This window comes from Rhodanobacter sp. OR87, assembly GCF_000473345.1.
In the GTDB taxonomy this organism is placed as follows: domain Bacteria; phylum Pseudomonadota; class Gammaproteobacteria; order Xanthomonadales; family Rhodanobacteraceae; genus Rhodanobacter; species Rhodanobacter denitrificans.
Genome location: NZ_AXBJ01000006.1, coordinates 130,834 through 148,428, shown reverse-complemented (window position 1 = coordinate 148,428; position 17,595 = coordinate 130,834). Strand labels below are relative to the sequence as shown.

General features: G+C 65.9%; 16 protein-coding genes, 1 tRNA gene and 1 riboswitch. Of the genes, 11 read left to right on the top strand and 6 right to left on the bottom strand.

Annotated elements, in window-relative coordinates; all coding sequences use genetic code 11:
• Positions 1-38: 38 nt before the first annotated feature.
• Positions 39-134, bottom strand: a riboswitch (TPP riboswitch).
• A 33-nt stretch (positions 135-167) separates the two neighbouring features.
• On the bottom strand, positions 168-1,304 hold the full coding sequence (locus RHOOR87_RS0107870; RefSeq protein WP_027484709.1) for a phosphotransferase: 1,137 nt from the start codon (positions 1,302-1,304) through the stop codon (positions 168-170).
• A gap of 142 nt (positions 1,305-1,446) precedes the next feature.
• Here RHOOR87_RS0107870 and RHOOR87_RS0107865 point away from each other — a divergent pair, with 142 nt between their 5' ends.
• From RHOOR87_RS0107865 to RHOOR87_RS0107850, 4 genes are all read left to right on the top strand, one after another.
• Positions 1,447-2,340, top strand: a complete 894-nt coding sequence (locus RHOOR87_RS0107865; protein WP_037115198.1) for an AEC family transporter — start codon at positions 1,447-1,449, stop codon at positions 2,338-2,340.
• A 68-nt stretch (positions 2,341-2,408) separates the two neighbouring features.
• Positions 2,409-2,996, top strand: coding sequence for a response regulator (locus RHOOR87_RS0107860; RefSeq protein WP_015448239.1), 588 nt, complete (start codon positions 2,409-2,411; stop codon positions 2,994-2,996).
• A 30-nt stretch (positions 2,997-3,026) separates the two neighbouring features.
• Positions 3,027-3,425: an RNA-binding S4 domain-containing protein gene (locus tag RHOOR87_RS0107855; protein WP_027484707.1), complete on the top strand. Its 399-nt coding sequence runs from the start codon at positions 3,027-3,029 to the stop codon at positions 3,423-3,425.
• 92 nt (positions 3,426-3,517) lie between these two features.
• Positions 3,518-4,159 carry a response regulator gene (locus RHOOR87_RS0107850; RefSeq protein WP_027484706.1) on the top strand — a complete coding sequence of 214 codons (642 nt, stop codon included), beginning with the start codon at positions 3,518-3,520 and terminating at the stop codon, positions 4,157-4,159.
• Between the two features lie 9 nt (positions 4,160-4,168).
• Here the strand turns inward: RHOOR87_RS0107850 and RHOOR87_RS0107845 are convergent, their stop codons facing one another.
• Together RHOOR87_RS0107845 and mutS are read right to left on the bottom strand one after the other, a co-directional pair.
• A complete protein-coding gene (locus tag RHOOR87_RS0107845; RefSeq protein ID WP_015448237.1) occupies positions 4,169-5,611 on the bottom strand; it encodes a catalase in 1,443 nt (480 codons plus the stop codon).
• Between the two features lie 191 nt (positions 5,612-5,802).
• Complete coding sequence (mutS, locus tag RHOOR87_RS0107840) at positions 5,803-8,487, bottom strand: DNA mismatch repair protein MutS (RefSeq protein ID WP_015448236.1); 2,685 nt, start codon at positions 8,485-8,487, stop codon at positions 5,803-5,805.
• 90 nt (positions 8,488-8,577) lie between these two features.
• Here mutS and RHOOR87_RS0107835 point away from each other — a divergent pair, with 90 nt between their 5' ends.
• The 6 genes from RHOOR87_RS0107835 to RHOOR87_RS0107810 all read left to right on the top strand — a co-directional run bounded on the left by RHOOR87_RS0107835 (position 8,578) and on the right by RHOOR87_RS0107810 (position 14,202).
• Entirely contained in the window at positions 8,578-9,087 is a 510-nt protein-coding gene (locus RHOOR87_RS0107835; RefSeq protein ID WP_015448235.1) for a CinA family protein, read from the top strand.
• A gap of 137 nt (positions 9,088-9,224) precedes the next feature.
• Entirely contained in the window at positions 9,225-10,262 is a 1,038-nt protein-coding gene (gene recA, locus RHOOR87_RS0107830; RefSeq protein WP_007507996.1) for a recombinase RecA, read from the top strand.
• Between the two features lie 33 nt (positions 10,263-10,295).
• A complete protein-coding gene (locus RHOOR87_RS0107825) occupies positions 10,296-10,832 on the top strand; it encodes a regulatory protein RecX (protein WP_007507998.1) in 537 nt (178 codons plus the stop codon).
• An 84-nt stretch (positions 10,833-10,916) separates the two neighbouring features.
• On the top strand, positions 10,917-13,559 hold the full coding sequence (gene alaS, locus RHOOR87_RS0107820; protein ID WP_027484705.1) for an alanine--tRNA ligase: 2,643 nt from the start codon (positions 10,917-10,919) through the stop codon (positions 13,557-13,559).
• A 269-nt stretch (positions 13,560-13,828) separates the two neighbouring features.
• On the top strand, positions 13,829-14,032 hold the full coding sequence (csrA, locus tag RHOOR87_RS0107815) for a carbon storage regulator CsrA (RefSeq protein ID WP_007508001.1): 204 nt from the start codon (positions 13,829-13,831) through the stop codon (positions 14,030-14,032).
• A gap of 77 nt (positions 14,033-14,109) precedes the next feature.
• A tRNA-Ser gene (locus RHOOR87_RS0107810) sits at positions 14,110-14,202 on the top strand.
• Between the two features lie 396 nt (positions 14,203-14,598).
• Here RHOOR87_RS0107810 and RHOOR87_RS20600 read toward each other — a convergent pair.
• Complete coding sequence (locus tag RHOOR87_RS20600; RefSeq protein ID WP_027484704.1) at positions 14,599-14,838, bottom strand: hypothetical protein; 240 nt, start codon at positions 14,836-14,838, stop codon at positions 14,599-14,601.
• Between the two features lie 187 nt (positions 14,839-15,025).
• A complete protein-coding gene (locus RHOOR87_RS20310) occupies positions 15,026-15,544 on the bottom strand; it encodes a hypothetical protein (protein ID WP_155950931.1) in 519 nt (172 codons plus the stop codon).
• 273 nt (positions 15,545-15,817) lie between these two features.
• On the opposite strand from RHOOR87_RS20310, the gene RHOOR87_RS20305 reads away from it, so the two are divergent.
• Positions 15,818-16,561, top strand: coding sequence for a hypothetical protein (locus RHOOR87_RS20305; protein WP_155950930.1), 744 nt, complete (start codon positions 15,818-15,820; stop codon positions 16,559-16,561).
• 398 nt (positions 16,562-16,959) lie between these two features.
• Here RHOOR87_RS20305 and RHOOR87_RS0107800 read toward each other — a convergent pair whose 3' ends face one another.
• On the bottom strand, positions 16,960-17,514 hold the full coding sequence (locus tag RHOOR87_RS0107800; RefSeq protein ID WP_155950929.1) for a hypothetical protein: 555 nt from the start codon (positions 17,512-17,514) through the stop codon (positions 16,960-16,962).
• Positions 17,515-17,595 lie beyond the last annotated feature (81 nt).

Sequence of the window (17,595 nt, the reverse complement as noted above, 5' to 3'; positions counted from 1 at the left end):
TACGGACGAAGCGACGGCGACCCGGCTGTCGCGAGGACATGCCGGATCTGCAAGCTCCCTACGCCGGTACTAACCGGGTCAGGTTCCAAGGGACTCTCTCAGCCCGGCTACGCCGGGCACCCCCGCTTCAAGAAGCGCCTATTGAACCACGATTCGCCGCAGCATGCTCAGCCGGCGGCGCGGATGGCCTGCAGCAGGGCTTGCCCGGCCGACGTGTGGAACCACGCCGCGTGGCCGCGCAGGAAGGTGTCGTAGGCCACGTCGGCGTTCGCGCGCGAGTGCGTGATGGCGTGGAAGTACTCCACCTCGGACAAGGCGAAATCCACATGCACCAGCGGCAGCAGGTCGGCCAGCAGGTGCAGTTCGGCCGCGCCCAGCGGGCGTTGCCGGCGATAGCCCTCGATCAGCGCACGGGCGATGTCGGGATGGGCGGCATCAAGGCCGCTGTCGAGCGCGAGCCAGGCGATCGCGTTGCGCTCGATCGCGGTGGCGAGGTCGAACAGCGCGACGTTGGCGGCGGCGAGGCCGAAATCGAGCACGGCGCTGATCCGCGCGTCGCTGCCGCCGTCACTCCAGCACAGGTTGGAGACGTGCCAGTCGCCGTGCGTCCACAGTGGCGCCTGCTGCGCCAGTCGTGGCTGGGCGGCGGCGTGCCACGGAGCGAGCAGTTCGGCGAAGTCGCGCGGCCAGTCGCGATCGCGCAGGTAGTCGGCCAGGCCCGCGCGCTGCGGCAGCTGCGCGCGCAGCGCGGCGACGGGATCGGGCGCGGCGATCAGCTCGCTGCGCGCGACCAGGATGTGGGTGTCGCGCTGGGGCGCGCGGTAGTCCGCGGCGGCGTCGTGCAACGTGGCCAGCATGCGGCCGGCGGTGTGGGCATGGTCGAGATCCGGCAGCGGTTCCCACGAGATCGCTTCGCGGTACAGGTCGATGCCGGCGGCCTGTTCGTGCACCTCGTAAACCCAGTCGCCGGATGCCACCGCGGTTTGTCCGTGCGCATCGCGCAACACCGCCGGGAGCGGCATGCCACGGTCGCGCAGGTGTGCGATGAAGCGATGCTCCTCGGCGAGCGTGGCGGCCGAGCGCACGCGGCGGTGATGGCGCTTGACGAAGACGGTGGCGTGCGCCGTCTCGACCAGGCACGCCGCGGACAGCGGGCGTGGGCTGTGCCAGGCGATACCGGTCGGCGCGCCGAGTGGCGGGTAGCTGCGCAGCAGTGCCTCGACCTCGACGATGGCCAGTGGCGGCCAGTCCGGCGGCGTGTTGTCGCCGGCCAGCCCGTGGGCAAGGTGGAGCGGGTCGTTCATGGAATGGCGGGGCGTCCGCAGGCAGGGCAGGCCGTGGATTATCCCCGAAAGGAGCAGGCCTCGCGTCCAGCCGCCGCCGGCATGCGAGATGCCGTCCCTATAATGGCCGACTTTCCCCGCGGTGCCCCGTTCCATGAGCGCGATGTTGCTGCTGTTCGTCTGCCTGATCCTCGGTGCCCTGGTGGCGCGTTATGCGAAATCACCGGCGGGGATCGTGCCGGGCATCAACTGGTGGGTGCTCAACGTGGCGCTGCCGGCGCTGGTGCTGGAACTGATCCCGAAGCTGAAGTTCGATCCGCAGCTGTGGTTTCCGGTGGCGGCGATGTGGCTCACCTTCGGCGGCGCGTGGCTGCTGTTCGGCCTGCTCGGGCCGCGGCTGGGCTGGTCGCGGCAGCGCACGGGGGCGTTGATCCTGGTCTGCGGGCTGGGCAATACGGCGTACATGGGCTATCCGATGATCGAGGCCCTGCACGGCAAGGCGGGCCTGGCGCTGGCGGTGGTGGCCGATCAGATCGGGGCGTTTCCGGTGCTGGCCTCGGCCGGCATCGTGGTGGCTTCGGTCTATTCGGGGCGCACGCTGCAGCTACGCCTGATCGTCCGGCGCATCGTCACGTTTCCGGCGTTCATCGCGCTAGTGGTGGGCATCGTCGCCGGCTTGTGCGGTGGCTGGCCCGCGCTGCTGGATGGCGTGTTCGCGCCGATCGGCGCCACGCTGACGCCGCTGGCGCTGTTCTCGGTCGGCCTGCAGTTCAAGTTCCATCCGGGCCAGCGGCAACTCGGCGCAGCGGGCTGGGGGCTGGGCTGGAAGCTGCTGCTGGCGCCGCTGCTGTGCTGGGCGCTGGGCACCGCCACCGGTGTCGACGGGCTGGTGCTGACCGTCGGCGTGCTGCAGGCGGCGATGGCGCCGATGGTATCGGCGACGATCCTGGCCGACGAGTACGGCCTGGAGCCGGCGCTGGCCAATACCGTGCTGGGTGCCGGCATCGTGCTGTCGTTGCTTACCGTCCCGCTGGGCAACTGGCTGCTGGGCGGCTAGGAACCCTTGCACCGGGCACCCGCTGCACCGAGACTAGCGCAGTCTCATGGGCGGGGGGAGCTCGTGTCATGGCAGGTTTCGAACTGATCAAGCGCATGTTCGGCGATCACGGCGAGCGCCGCGCGGCGCCGCGCAGCGGCGAGCCGAAGGAAGCCTGCATCCTGGTGGTGGACGACTCGCCGACCATCCGCGCGGTACTCGGCAAGATGCTGGCGCAGAACCGTCACGTGGTGCTGAAGGCGGCCGATGGCGAAAGCGCGCTGGAGATCGCGCGCACCGAACGCCCCGACCTGGTCTTCCTCGACATCGTGATGCCCGGCATGAGCGGCTTCGCGGTCCTGCGCGCCTTGCGCCACGACCTGCTGACCCGCGACATTCCGATCGTGATGATCAGCGGCAACCTGCAGGCGACCGAGCAGTTCTACGTGCAGCGTTTCGGCGCCGACGATTTCATGAAGAAGCCGTTCGGCCGCAGCGAAGTATTCGCGCGCATCGACAACCTCACGCGCAGCGGGCGCCTGGTGGTGCGCCAGCGGGCGGAGACGGAAAGGATCCCGGCCGAGCCCGAACCCAGCGCGGCCGAGCACGCCGCCATTCCGGACATCGCGATGCCGGACCCGCACGACATGGTGATGCCACCTGCCGGGCAGGACTGAACGGCGCGCGATCGCGCGATAATCCGCGCGATGAGCCAAGTTTCCGCCCCTCCGACGAATGGCGTGCGCGTCGACGTGTGGCTGTGGGCCGCGCGCTTCTTCAAGACCCGCAGTCTCGCCAGGCAGGCGATCGACGGCGGCCGCATCGACGTCAACGGCGCCGGCTGCAAGCCGGCGAAGACCCTGCACGCCGGCGACCGGCTGAGGATCAGCCGCGGCGAGGAGCGGCTGGAGGTCGGCGTGCTGGCGCTGTCCGAGCGGCGTGGCCCGGCCAGCGTGGCGCAGGCGCTGTACGCTGAGACCGAAGCCAGTCGCGTCGCACGGGAGGCGGTGCGCGAGCAGCACCGCCTGGTCGGTGCAAGCGGTCCGCCGAAGCGCCCGGACAAGCAGGCGCGGCGCGAATTGCGACGGCTCAGAGACAGGCGCTGAGCAGTGCATCGCAGAATGTCGGCCGGATCTGCGGGAATATCCATGCCAATCCAAAGGGTTGGCGCCGCCGACCGACAAGCCCGGGGGCTCGCATGGACGGACATGCACTGATGAATGGCTTCGGTTTCTTCAAGCGCCTGCTGGGTAGCCAGGCGGCTGCCGAACATTGCGTGGAGCCGCAGGCCGCGCTGGGCGCGCGCATGCTGGTGGTGGACGACTCGCCCACGATCTGCGCCGTGCTCGGCAAGATGCTGCGTCAGGACGGCTACGCCGTGCTCAAGGCCACCGACGGCAAGGAGGCGATCGAGCTGGCCCGCAGCGAACGGCCGGCGCTGATCTTCCTGGACATCGTGATGCCGGGGATGAACGGGTTCGCGGTGCTGCGCGCGCTGCGCCACGACCCGCTGACCCGCGACATCCCGATCGTGATGATCAGCGGCAACCCGCAGGCGACCGAGCAGTTCTACGTGCAACGCTTCGGCGCCGACGACTTCATGCAGAAGCCCTTCGACCGCGACGAGGTCTACCTGCGTATCGGCCAGCTAGTAGGCTCCGGACGTCTGGACGGCCGGCTGCCTTCGGCGCCGGTACCCGTCGAGGCGCTGCCGGCGCTGGCCGCGGAACTGTCGGCCGACGAGCTGGCCGACATTCCCGACATCGCAATGCCCGATGCCGAGGTCGCGCCACCCCTGGCCGGCGTGGCCCCGCTGCAGGTGGTTCACGGCATCGGCTGAGCGCCTGCCTCAGAGCGTCATGCCCAGCGCCCTGGCCACGCCCGCCGCGTAGGCCGGATCGGCCTTGGCGAAATGGCCGAGTTGGCGACGGATGATGTTCTCCGGCACGCCCTGCATCGCCGCAGCGATGTTGTCGAACAGCTGCTGTTGCTGCTGCTCGCTCATCAGGCGGAACAGATCGCCGGGTTGCCGGTAGTCGTCGTTGCCGGCGCGGTGGTCGTAGCGATCGGCGTCGCCGGAGATCCGCAGCGGCGGCTCCTTCACCGACGGATCCTCGACCGGGCCGCCGAACGAGTTCGGCTCGTAGTTCACGCTGCCGCCGCCGTTGTCGCCATGGCGCATCGACCCGTCGCGGGCGTAGTTGTGCACCGGGCAGCGCGGCTGGTTCACCGGCAGCTGGTCGTGGTTCGCGCCGAGCCGGTAGCGCGCCGCGTCGGCGTAGGAGAACAGGCGGAACTGCAGCACCTTGTCCGGCGAGAAGCCGATGCCGGGCACCACGTTGGCCGGCGAGAAGCTGGACTGCTCGACCTGGGCGAAGTAGTTGTCCGGGTTGCGGTTCAGTTCCATCACGCCGACCTCGATCAGCGGATAGTCCTTGTGCGGCCACACCTTGGTCAGGTCGAACGGGTTGTACCAGGTATTCTCCGCATCGGCCTCGGGCATGATCTGCACGTACAGCGTCCACTGCGGGAAATCCTTGCGCTCGATCGCCTGGTACAGGTCGCGCTGGTGCGATTCGCGGTCGTTGCCGATCAGCGTCGCCGCTTCGGCATGGGTGAGGTTCTTGATGCCTTGCCGGGTCTTGAAATGGAATTTCACCCAGTAGCGCTCGCCGGCCTCGTTCCAGAAACTGTAAGTGTGGCTGCCGAAGCCGTGCATATGGCGCAGCGTGGCCGGGATGCCGCGGTCGCTCATCAGCGTGGTGACCTGGTGCAGCGACTCGGGCGACAGCGACCAGTAGTCCCACATCGCGGTGGGGCTGCGCAGGTTGGTGCGCGGGTCGCGCTTCTGCGTGTGGATGAAGTCGGGGAACTTGTACGGGTCGCGGATGAAGAACACCGGCGTGTTGTTGCCGACCAGGTCCCAGTTGCCTTCGTCCGTGTAGAACTTCAGCGCGAAGCCGCGCACGTCGCGCTCGGCGTCGGCCGCGCCGCGCTCGCCGGCCACGGTGGAGAAGCGCGCCAGCATCGGCGTTTGCGCACCTGGTTTGAATACCTTGGCGCGGGTGTACTTCGTGATGTCGTGGGTGATCGTCAGCGTGCCGAACGCGGCCGAGGCCTTGGCATGGACCACGCGCTCGGGGATGCGCTCGCGGTTGAAGTGCGCGTGTTTCTCGAACAGCGCCACGTCCTGCACCAGCAGCGGGCCGCGCGGGCCGGCGGTGAGGCTGTTCTGGTTGTCGGCCAGCGGTGCACCGGCGTCGGTGGTCAGCGTCTTGCGGTCCTGGCTCATGGTGGGCTCCTGGAGGGACTTGGGTGTTCGGCCAAACTACGCAGGCATGACGATCAATGGAATTCGAATGTTCCGATGTGGACGATAGTCCATGGCTATGGATGGATGGCTGCTGCCTCACTTGGCAGGCCAGCATCGCCGAGGAGGCGTGAGCGCAAGGTGGTGGCCGGCGGCGTTGCACGCCGGCGGAGTCAGCCCGATCGTTTCAGGCGGTACAGCAGTTCCAGCGCTTCGCGCGGGCTCAGCGCATCCGGGTCGATCGCTTCCAGCATCCGCTCGGCGGCGGAAGGCTGCGCGGGGGCGAACAGGCCCAGTTGCGGCGAGGACTCGGCGGCCGGCGCGGGCGTGCTGGCGTGCAGGTGCATGCCGCGCTCGAGTTCGGCCAGGGTGCGTTTGGCGTCGGCGATCACCGATTTCGGCAGGCCGGCCAGCGCGGCCACCTGCAGGCCGAAGCTGCGGTTCGCCGGGCCTTCCTTCACCGCGTGCATGAACACAAGCTGCTCGCCCTGCTTCTTGTCGTGATATTCCACGGCGTCCAGATGCACGTTGGCGATCGCCGCGAACTCGTTGGCCAGTTCGGTGAGCTCGAAGTAGTGGGTGGCAAACAGCGTGTAGGCACGGCTGTGGCGCGCCAGATGCACGGCGGCGGCGCGGGCCAGCGACAGGCCGTCGTAGGTGCTGGTGCCGCGGCCGACCTCGTCCATCAGCACCAGGCTGTCGGCGGTGGCGTTGTGCAGGATGTTGGCCGTCTCGCTCATTTCCACCATGAAGGTGGACTGGCCGCGCGAGAGGTCGTCGCCGGCGCCGATGCGGGTGAAGATGCGGTCGATCGGGCCGATCACGGCGCGCGACGCCGGTACGTAGCTGCCGATGTGCGCGAGCAGCACGATCAGCGCGTTCTGGCGCATGTAGGTGGACTTGCCACCCATGTTCGGGCCGGTGATCACCAGCATGCGGCGGGTGTCGTCGAGCTTCAGGTCGTTCGGCTCGAACGGCTCGTCACGGACTTTCTCGACCACTGGATGGCGGCCGCGCTCGATCGCGATGCCGGGCTCGTCGGTGAGTTGCGGGGCGTTCCAGTCGAGCGCCTCGGCGCGCTCGGCCAGGGTGGCCAGCACGTCCAGCTCGGCCATCGCGGCAGCAGCGGTTCTGAGCGGTTCGAGTTTCTCGGTCAGCGTGTCCAGCAGCGCCTCATACAGCGCGCGCTCGCGCATCAGCGAGCGCTCCTTCGCCGACAGCACCTTGTCCTCGAACGCCTTCAGTTCCTCGGTGATGTAGCGCTCGGCGTTCTTCGTGGTCTGCCGGCGCGTGTAATGCGTGGGCGCCTTGTCCGACTGCGCGCGGGTGATCTCGATGTAGTAGCCGTGCACGCGGTTGTAGCCGACCTTCAGCGTGGTGATGCCGCTGGCGGCTTTCTCGCGTTCCTCCAGCTCGACCAGGAACTGGTCGGCGTGGGTGGACAGCCGGCGCAGTTCGTCGAGTTCGGCGTCGTAGCCGTCGGCGATCACGCCGCCGTCGCGCTGCAGCACCGGCGGCTGTTCGACCACGGCACGGGCGAGCAAGGCCGCCGTATCCGCGTGGTTGCCGATGCGTTCGACCAGTGCGTGCAGCAATGGGCCGAGGCTTTCTTGAAGAGTGCGGCCATGGATGGCCGCTTTTTGATTTCCGCGATCAGGGATGATCGCACTGGCAACTCCCGCTTCTTGATTTTCGCGATCAGGGACGAGCGCACGAGTGAGCTCAGGGGCGGCCAGCAGGCCGTCCCTGAGCGTAGACAGGTCGCGCGGCCGCGCCGAGCGTAGCGCGACGCGGGCGAGAATGCGCTCCAGGTCGCCGATGCCGCGCAGCGTTTCGCGCAGCATCTCGCCGCGGCGGCCGTCGATCAGCATGCCGATCGCCTGGTGGCGCTGGCGCAGCACCTCGCGCGAGCGCAGTGGCCGGGTCAGCCAGCGCCGCAACGCTCGCGCGCCCATCGGCGTCACCGTCTCGTCGAGCACGCCGAGCAGGGTATGTTCGGTGCGGCCGCTGGGGTGGGTGTCCAGTTCCAGGTTGCGGCGGGTGGCCGCGTCCAGCGCGATCGTCTCGCTGGCGCTTTCCACCGCCATGCCGGTGAGGTGCGGCAGCGCGCTTTTCTGGGTTTCCTCGACGTAGCCGAGCAGGCAACCGGCGGCAGCGACCGCCAGCGGCAGCTTGTCCACGCCGAAGCCGCCGAGGTCGCGGGTGCCGAAGAAGCGGTTCAACCCGCGTTTTGCGGCATCGCCGTCGAAGTGCCACGGCGGGCGCTTGCGCAGGCCGGGCAGGGCACTGACCAGTTTCGGCCACGCCACGTCCTCGCCGACCAGGGTCTCGGCCGGCTGCAGCCGCGCCAGCTCGGCGGCCAGCGCCTCGGCGTTGGGCACTTCGCTGAGCAGGAAACGGCCGCTGGACAGGTCGACCCAGGCCAGCCCGTAGGCGCCGTGCGCACCGGTGGCGATCGCCAGCAGCAGGTTGTCGCGGCGTTCCTCCAGCAGCGCGGCGTCGGTCACCGTGCCGGGCGTGACCACGCGCACCACCTTGCGCTCGACGATGCCCTTGGCCAGCGCCGGGTCGCCCATCTGTTCGCAGATCGCCACCGATTCGCCGAGGCGCACCAGCCGCGCCAGATAATTTTCCGCCGCGTGATACGGCACCCCGGCCATCGGGATTGGCGCGCCGCCCGACTGCCCGCGCTGGGTCAGCGTGATGTCGAGCAGCCGCGCTGCCTTGCGGGCGTCGTCGTAGAACAGCTCGTAGAAATCGCCCATGCGGAAGAACAGCAGCACGTCCGGGTGCGCGGCCTTGGCCGACAGGTACTGGCGCATGAACGGGGTGTGCTTGGTGAGATCGTCTTGGCTCATGCAATGCAAGTCTTGGCGTGGTCGCGCGGAACGGGTAGAACGGTGCCTCTGCGCGTGGCGCACAGTTTCGTCCAAGTCCGGGAGTCTCGCATGGAGTCGTCGTCTGTTCCTACCGATGCCGAGTTGCTGGCACTGGCCGGCGAGGTGGCCAGCGAGGTGCAACGTTGTCGGCTGATGCTGGTGACGGCCGAATCCTGCAGCGGCGGCTGGATTGCCAAGACGCTGACCGACCTGCCGGGCAGCTCGGCCTGGTTCGACGCCGGCGTGGTGACCTACAGCTACGAGGCAAAGGAGGCGCTGCTCGGGGTCAACCCGCGTACGCTGGAGCACACCGGCGCGGTCAGCGAGGAAACCGTGCTGGAGATGGTATCCGGCGCGCTGGCGCGCTTCGGCGCCGGCGTGGCGGTGGCGGTCACCGGCATCGCCGGGCCGTCCGGCGGTACCCCGGACAAGCCGGTCGGCACGGTGTGGATCGGCTGGAAACGCCGCGGCGGCTACGGCCACGCACAACTGTTCCACTTTCCCGGCGACCGCGAGGCGGTGCGGCGGCAGACCGTGGCGGCGGCGCTCATCGGCTTGCGCAAAACGCTGACGGAGTGACGCGCAATCGCCCGCCAGACCGGCTTGACCGATGTGGGATACTGGCCCGGCCGCCGGCGATCCGACCTGATCGCAGCCCGTGAGATCCGATCCGGGCATCATGCCCCCCAATCACAGCCCAACCGGAACACAAGACGATGGATGACAACAAGCGCAAGGCGCTCACCTCCGCCCTCGGCCAGATCGAAAAGCAGTTCGGCAAGGGCGCGGTCATGCGCATGGGCGACCGCGTCAACGAGGCGATCGAGACGATCTCCACCGGCTCGCTGGGGCTGGACATCGCGCTCGGCGTCGGCGGCCTGCCGCGCGGCCGCGTGGTCGAGATCTACGGCCCGGAATCGTCCGGCAAGACCACCATGACGCTGCAGGCGATCGCCAGCTGCCAGCGCGCCGGCGGCACCGCCGCATTCATCGACGCCGAGCATGCGCTCGATCCCACTTACGCCGAAAAGCTCGGCGTCAAGGTCGACGACCTGCTGGTATCGCAGCCGGATACCGGCGAGCAGGCGCTGGAAATCGCCGACATGCTGGTGCGCTCGGGCGCGGTGGACATGGTGGTGGTCGACTCGGTGGCCGCGCTGACTCCGAAGGCCGAGATCGAGGGCGAGATGGGCGACTCCCACGTCGGCCTGCACGCCCGCCTGATGAGCCAGGCGCTGCGCAAGCTCACCGCCAACATCAAGAAATCCGGCTGCCTGGTGATCTTCATCAACCAGATCCGCATGAAGATCGGCGTGATGTTCGGCAGCCCCGAGACCACCACCGGCGGCAACGCGCTGAAGTTCTACGCCTCGGTGCGCCTGGACATCCGCCGCATCGGCGCGGTGAAGAAGGGCGAGGAGATCATCGGTTCGGAAACCCGCGTCAAGGTGGTCAAGAACAAGGTGGCGCCGCCGTTCCGCCAGTGCGAGTTCGAGATCCTGTACGGCGAGGGCACCTCGCGCGAGGGCGAGATCATCGAGCTGGGCGTGGCGCAGAATCTGATCGACAAATCCGGCGCCTGGTACAGCTACAACGGCGACCGCATCGGCCAGGGCAAGGAGAACGTGCGCCAGTTCCTGCGCGACAACCCGGCGATCGCCAACGAGATCGACAAGCAGCTGCGCGAGCGCCTGCTGGTACCGGTCGGCAAGCCGGCCCCCGCCGCGCCGGAAGAGGCGCTCGAGGAAGTCTGAGCGGTGATCGATTGGTGTTCCCCAGCGGAAGACATGGCCCGGCTCGCCCGGGCCATGTCCGTTTACGTGGCCATGAAGCGCCCGCCAGGCAAGGACGATCCGGCCAGGCCGAAGCGCAGCGCGTACGACAAGGCGCTGGGCCTGCTGGCGCGCCGCGAGCACTCGCGCAAAGAGCTGAAGACCAAGCTGCGCCAGGGCGGTTACGAGGGCGGCGAAGCGACCGACGCGCTGGAGCGGCTCGGCGAGCAGCACTACCAGGACGACGACCGCTTCGCCGAGGTGCTGCTGCGCAGCCGGATCGCCCAGGGTTACGGCCCGTTGCGTCTGCGTGTGGAGCTGAAAAGCCACGGCCTGGCCGACGCGCGTATCCGCGAGCTGCTGGACGCGGCCGAGGTCGACTGGGTCGCTTCGGCCGCCGCCCAGCTGCGTCGCCGCTACGGTGGCGCGGGTACGGCGGACCCCGCCGAGCGTACCCGGCGGGCGCAATTCCTCTTGCGCCGCGGCTTTGCCGCCGCCACAGTACGAAGTGTTACCCACGCCGATGTGGACGAAGCCGACGATATTTCCTGAAATCCGTCATCCGCAGATGATGGGTTGACGGGTCGGGCGGCCTGGCCGCGGCGTGGCCTTTATCGCCTGCCACCTTTGATCCGCATGAAAACCTCCGACATCCGCTCCGCCTTCCTCGACTACTTCCGCTCCAAGGGCCACACCATCGTGCCGTCCAGCTCGCTGGTGCCGGCCAGCGACCCGACCCTGCTGTTCACCAACTCGGGCATGGTGCAGTTCAAGAACGTGTTCCTGGGCAGCGAGAAACTGTCCTACGTGCGCGCGGCCGACGTGCAGCGCTGCCTGCGCGCCGGCGGCAAGCATAACGACCTGGACGCCGTGGGCTATACCGCGCGCCACCACACCTTCTTCGAGATGCTGGGCAACTGGTCGTTCGGCGACTACTTCAAGCGCGACGCGATCGCCTATGCGTGGGAGTTGCTGACGCAAGTCTTCAAGCTGCCGGCGGACAAGCTGTGGGTGACCGTCTACCACACCGACGACGAAGCGTTCGACATCTGGAACAAGCAGGTTGGCGTGCCGGCCGAACGCATTGTGCGCATCGGCGACAACAAGGGCGCGCCATATGCATCCGACAATTTTTGGCAGATGGCCGACACCGGCCCGTGCGGCCCGTGCACCGAGATCTTCTACGACCACGGCGCGGCGATCGCCGGCGGCCCGCCCGGCTCGCCGGACGAGGACGGCGACCGCTACATCGAGATCTGGAACCTGGTTTTCATGCAGTTCGACCGCGCGCCCGACGGCACGCTGAGCCCGTTGCCGGCGCCGTGCGTGGACACCGGCATGGGCCTGGAGCGCCTTGCCGCGGTGCTGCAGCACAAGCATTCGAACTACGAGATCGACCTGTTCGCACACCTGATCCGCGTCGCCGGCGAGCTGACCGGCACGAAGGACCTGGGCAACAAGTCGCTGCGCGTGATCGCCGACCACATCCGCGCCTGCTCCTTCCTGATCGTCGACGGCGTGCTGCCGTCCAACGAAGGCCGCGGCTACGTGCTGCGCCGGATCATCCGCCGCGCCCTGCGCCACGGCTGGATGCTCGGCGTGCGCGGCGACTTCTTCTGGAAGATGGTGCAGCCGCTGGTCGAGGAAATGGGCGAGGCCTACCCCGAGTTGCCGGCGAAGCAGGCATTCGTCGAGGACGCGCTGCGCACCGAGGAGCATCGTTTCGGCGAGACGCTGGAACACGGCATGCGCCTGTTCGACGACATCGCCAATAAGAGCCGGGCGACGAAGTCGGGGAAAACCATTCCCGGCGTCGACGCGTTCCGCCTCTACGACACCTACGGTTTCCCGGTCGACCTCACCGCCGATATCGCGCGCGAGCGCGGGCTGGAGGTCGACATGGCCGGTTTCGAGCAGGCGATGAATGAACAGCGAGAGCGTGCTCGCGCCGCCGGCAAGTTTGAGGCCAAGGGGCAGATGCCGGCCGAGCTGGCCAGCCAGCTCAAGCCCACGATTTTCCTTGGTTACGAGGCGCTGCAGAGTGAAGGCAGCAAGGTGCTCGGCATCGTGCGCGGCGGCAAGCAGGTCGATCAGCTGGGCGAAGGCGAGGAGGGCTTGCTGATCCTCGACCGCACGCCGTTCTACGCCGAGTCCGGTGGACAGGTCGGCGACACCGGCACGCTGTCCAATGCGGCTGGTTGCTTCGAGGTTGCCGATACGCTGAAGATGGGTGGCGTGTTCTTCGGCCACGCCGGCCGCTGGCATGGCGGGCAGCCGCTGCGTACCGGCGACACGGTCGAGGCGCGGGTGGATGCGTCGCGCCGCCAGGCGATCGTGCTCAACCATTCAGCCACTCATCTGCTGCATGCGGCGCTGCGCCAGGTGCTAGGCACGCACGTCGCGCAGAAGGGCTCGCTGGTGGCGCCGGAACGGCTGCGTTTCGATTTCTCGCATCACAAGCCGATGAGCCACGACGAGGTAGCACGGGTCGAGGCCATGGTGAATGCCGAGGTACGCCGCAACGCGGCGGCCGAGGTGCACAACATGAGTTACGACCAGGCGATCGAATTCGGCGCGATGGCGCTGTTCGGCGAGAAGTACGGCGACGAAGTGCGCGTGCTGAAGATGGGTGACTTCTCCACCGAATTGTGCGGCGGCACCCACGTGGGGCGCACCGGCGACATCGGCCTGTTCAAGATCGTCAGCGAGGCCGGCGTGGCTTCCGGCGTGCGCCGCATCGAGGCGGTCACCGGCGCCGGCGCGCTGGCCTGGGTGGTCGACGAGGAGCGTCGCCTGGCCGAGTTCGCGCAGCTGCTTTCCAGCAGCGGCGACGAGGCGGTGGAGAAGCTGCGCCAGCTGTTCGACCGCCAGAAGAAGCTCGAGCGCGAGCTGGAATCGCTGCGCAGCAAGGCGGCAGGTTCGGCCACCGCCGACCTGGCCGGAGCCGCAAAGGATGTCGGTGGCATCAAGGTGGTGGCTGCGCGGCTGGAAGGGCTCGACGCGAAGTCGTTGCGTGACAGCGTGGACCAGCTCAAACAGCAGCTCGGTGACTGCGTGGTGCTGCTGGCCGGCGCGGCCGAGGGCCGCGTCGCGCTGATCGCCGGCGTGCACGGCAGGGCGCTGGAGCGGGTCAAGGCGGGCAACGTGGTGGCCCACGTCGCCAGCCAGATCGACGGCAAGGGTGGTGGCCGACCGGACATGGCCCAAGGGGGCGGCACCGACACTCCGAATTTGCCGGCCATCCTTGCCGCACTGCCGAGTTGGGTCGCGGCCCAATAGGCGACAAGCAGCCGAGCTGAACGCACCGTCCGCCATGCTGGCGGTGCATTGCGCAGGAGATTCCGGCTCAGTTACTATCGGTCCAGTGTCGGCGCGATCGGTAACGGTGGTGTCGCCAGTCAGGACGCTCAGGAGTGTTTTGGCTGTGAGCCGGGAAGGCGGTAGGGCCTTCGGCGGATCAATCGTCGAACTGTGGACAGGCGGGCGCTCAGGGGTGAGGCACCGTCGATTCGCAGGCCTGTGACCAACAGCACTATGGAGTAGCAATCATGTTGATTCTGACCCGCAGGGTCGGTGAAACCCTGATGATCGGCGACGAGGTGACCGTTACCGTTCTTGGCGTGAAAGGCAATCAGGTGCGCATCGGCATCAATGCACCGAAAACCGTGGCCGTCCATCGCGAAGAGATCTATCAGCGGATCAAGGGCGAACACGACGCCGGCAGCACACCTGATGAGTCCGCTGAGCATTGATCCGGTGAATTGAGGCTTTACCTCGACCGCGCCGGTCGGTATCCTTGCCGGCTCCGCAGCAATGCGAAGAAAACCCCGGAGAGATGCCCGAGTGGCCGAAGGGGCTCCCCTGCTAAGGGAGTATAGGGTCAAAAGCCTTATCGAGGGTTCGAATCCCTCTCTCTCCGCCAGATACACATTTAAGCCCCTGAAAAACGGGGTTTTTTTGTGGACGCGTGATTTTGTTCCCTTTAAAGTTCCCCACTGTTTGCAATGGCAGGTGTTCGCACTGTGCGACGGCTCGGCTATCTATTTGCCGTCTAATTTAGAGACGCTGCCAGCACTGCGGATGGCAGCCGCTTTGATTGTTGATTGATTGATTTTCAAAGCTTCGCCCGCCTAGGACGCTCTCGCCGGCTCGAACGCCTCCAGCGCGTACCGGGTCGCAAGGTACAGCCCGACCGCGCCGACTTCGGTGCTGCCGGTTGCGCGTATCGCGTCAATCAGTTCCCGCTCGCTGCAGCTGAAGCAGCCGCACCAGTGAGCGCGGCTGAGCGAATTACGGGGGTTAATCCGCTCGTTCGCACTCACGCTGTGGCGCCTGTCCAGGTGTCCTGCAGTTTCTGGTAGTTGGCCAGGGGCACGATCGCGGCAGCACCGTGCATTTCCACGCGGGTGGCGAGGCCGGATTCCAGGTGCTCTGCGCGCGCAGCGTCCCTCGCCTGTTTGATGGCAGGACCGAGCTGCAGGCCATCCGCGAGCGTTGCGCTCATAGTGCAAACGCACCAGAGCCGGCTTTCGTTCTGCTTGACGGTGTAGACAATCATGCGCGGCGCCCATGCAAGGGAAGTCGCCCCGGTCATCGGTCCGTGCTAGCAGAGGGCAGTATGGGCCTGACTCCCGGGGCATAGGCATGTTGCCGGCATTAGACGCAGATGAGGATCGGCAGAGCGTGTCAAGGCGTGTAGGCGCCGGCTGATAGGCAAAAGAAATGCCCCGCGCATGCGGGCGCACTCAGTGGCGAAGGCGCGTGCACAGGCGACTAGCGAATGCGACCAATGCGGCGGCGCGCACCTGTTCCTCGTGCCAGTAGGCTGCCGTTAGCCTTTCGTAAGTAGCCATCCGCATGCCTTTAGGTCGCCGAAAGTTCCACTTGCCTGTGCCTCCCGCCAGCCTGCGCTCGATCTTCCGTGTGCGCCTCCAGCTCCGTCCGACCGGATCATCACTCTGAGACGAATACGTCAGCCGAGCACATCGCCGGCACACGGGGGCGTTCCACAGATAAAGGATTGCCACGCGCTGTTGGCATTGCGGACAGTTGAACCATGGTCGGGTGCCGCCGAAGTGGCAGGGGGTCTGCGCGATGCACACTTGCTGGTTGACGTCGTGCCATTCGCCTTTGCGGTCTTTGTAGCGATAGGCCAGGATCGCCGCGTTCGATGTCACACTAATCTCGGCGGTCTGGTTGCCCTTCCATGTCAATTGCAGCTGAAGGCCCGCATTTAGGTGGCCCTCGCGATGAAGTTGACGCACGTCTATCTGCGGCTTTCCGGCAGTCTTTGCGTGCCGTCCTGGTCGCCCAGCTCCAACCCGCCATCCGCCCCTGCTCATGGGCCAATTTCCACAGAATACGAAATCATTAGACTAAGTCCTCACTTTCGGTGGAAACCGCATGGAAGCCTTTTGCGGAAAAGGCCAAATTAAGCCGCCGTTTGCATTGGCGAGTGCATTCACCTAGATTCCAAGCGGACGTGTTGGCCTGGAAACAGAATGCAGCGATATCCCCAATCTTGGTGAATGGTCTTGATGAGAATTGCTAAATTCGTCTTCGCCACTGCCCTCATGATGTCGTGCTACGTATCGGCATCTGTGGTGGTCCATATTGAGCCTGGTCCGTATGGGGGTGATAGGGTTATCACGCCTTGGGGCGACTACATCGTCGTTACACATGACGATGGCAGTATCTGGGTTGGCACAGAGGACGAATACGACAGGGGGCGTGTCACAGCTCTAGCGGCGAAAGATGGTATGAAGCCTGTAGAGATCAACGGAGAGAGGGTGTTCGTCAGCGCAGGCCTTCCCACGTTGAAACTGGGCTCCATAGAAGCGACAAACATCAACGTCGCGGTACTCTTTGGAGTTGGAGCCAATGACTTCGGTGCACATCGCCCAGCAAAACCACAGGGCGATGAATATGTGTCGATCTCATGGACTCAATCTAGGCATAGTGGGGTTAGTGTCCTTTTTGCCGATACTTCGTCGCGCAAGATATTTAGCGCCTACCGATGCGGTTTTGACGCGCCAACGGGTACCGGTTATTGCGAATTCTTGATGCCGCAGACAGCACTGCCTCACAGGTTTGTCACTCTCTTCTTGCTCAGCGGCGCGAAACCGGCGGCTCTGCCGCCAGAGGCGCTGACCGCCATGTACTACAAGGCGCTTGTCGACAAAGCCAGAACAGGAACGCCAATTGATGGCGATAATCTGAAGGATCTGCACCGGTTGCATGAGCTTGATCCCGGTGTGCCAAACAACCCACCAGTCCGATAGTTCTTCCGCCGAATCGTTAGCGGCAGCGACTGAAGGTATTTGCTACTCAGCGAGGAGATGGTGCGATGGCCTTAATCAAGTGTCCTGAATGTGTAACCGAAGTCTCAGAGGCGGCATCCAGCTGTCCAAGCTGTGGCCACCCTATCGCCACGGCGAAACCACGGTCAAACGCGCAAGCAACGTTAGCCATCTTGCTCGGCATCGGATCATGCTGGCTATGGTTTGGTCCACGGCTGTACTTCATCTTTCCTATGGACGCGGCAGTCTTCGGCGCAGTATTGCTTCTTTATGGTGTCATACAGTTTGCGAAGAGGTCATAGCCTTTGATCTTCGCACAATCACCGAGGCCCCCATGCTCATGATGGCGGCCTCGATGCAATCATCGCCAATCGCCTGCCTTAATAGGGTGGCAGTGTCTGATGATAGTCATTTGCAGCAGCATTACCGCGCCGCAAAAACACTGTCCAATCTGAATTCGGCAATGGCTGACGCAAGCGAATATTCCGCACCATCGGCTTACCTGTCCCCTGTGCGGTTTTCAGCAATGGGTTTGCCGTGTGTGGATCTTGGACCATCGCATTGTGCATCTCTGCGGCATATCTTGCTTCGCTCACTTCGCTCACCACTTTGGAGTACTCCTCCAGTGCCTTGTTCACCGCAGCAATGGTTGCGCTGACATTCGCGCGCACCTCCTCCTCCCTTAGGTAGGCTTGATCAACGGCGTCACTTAGTTCTGCGGCTAGCTTGAGGTGCGCGGCCACCTCTTGCTCGTGGCCGTGGCGTATTCTTGCCCGCTCGATGGCGTCCTGAATTTCGGCGTCGGTCTTGGCGCGCTGTACGTCTTCGCGTGCAGCCTGGATTTGCGCGTGAGTGACTTTCTCTCCACGGGCAGAAGACTCGATGAGTGCGTGCACGCGCTCCTCGGCGGTGGTAACGGCAGTGGCAGTGGTCATCGTCATTTGTTTCCTTTGATTGGGGATGGCGGTTGGATGATCTTCTTTCGGGCTATTAGGTATTCGGCAGAGGTCATGTCA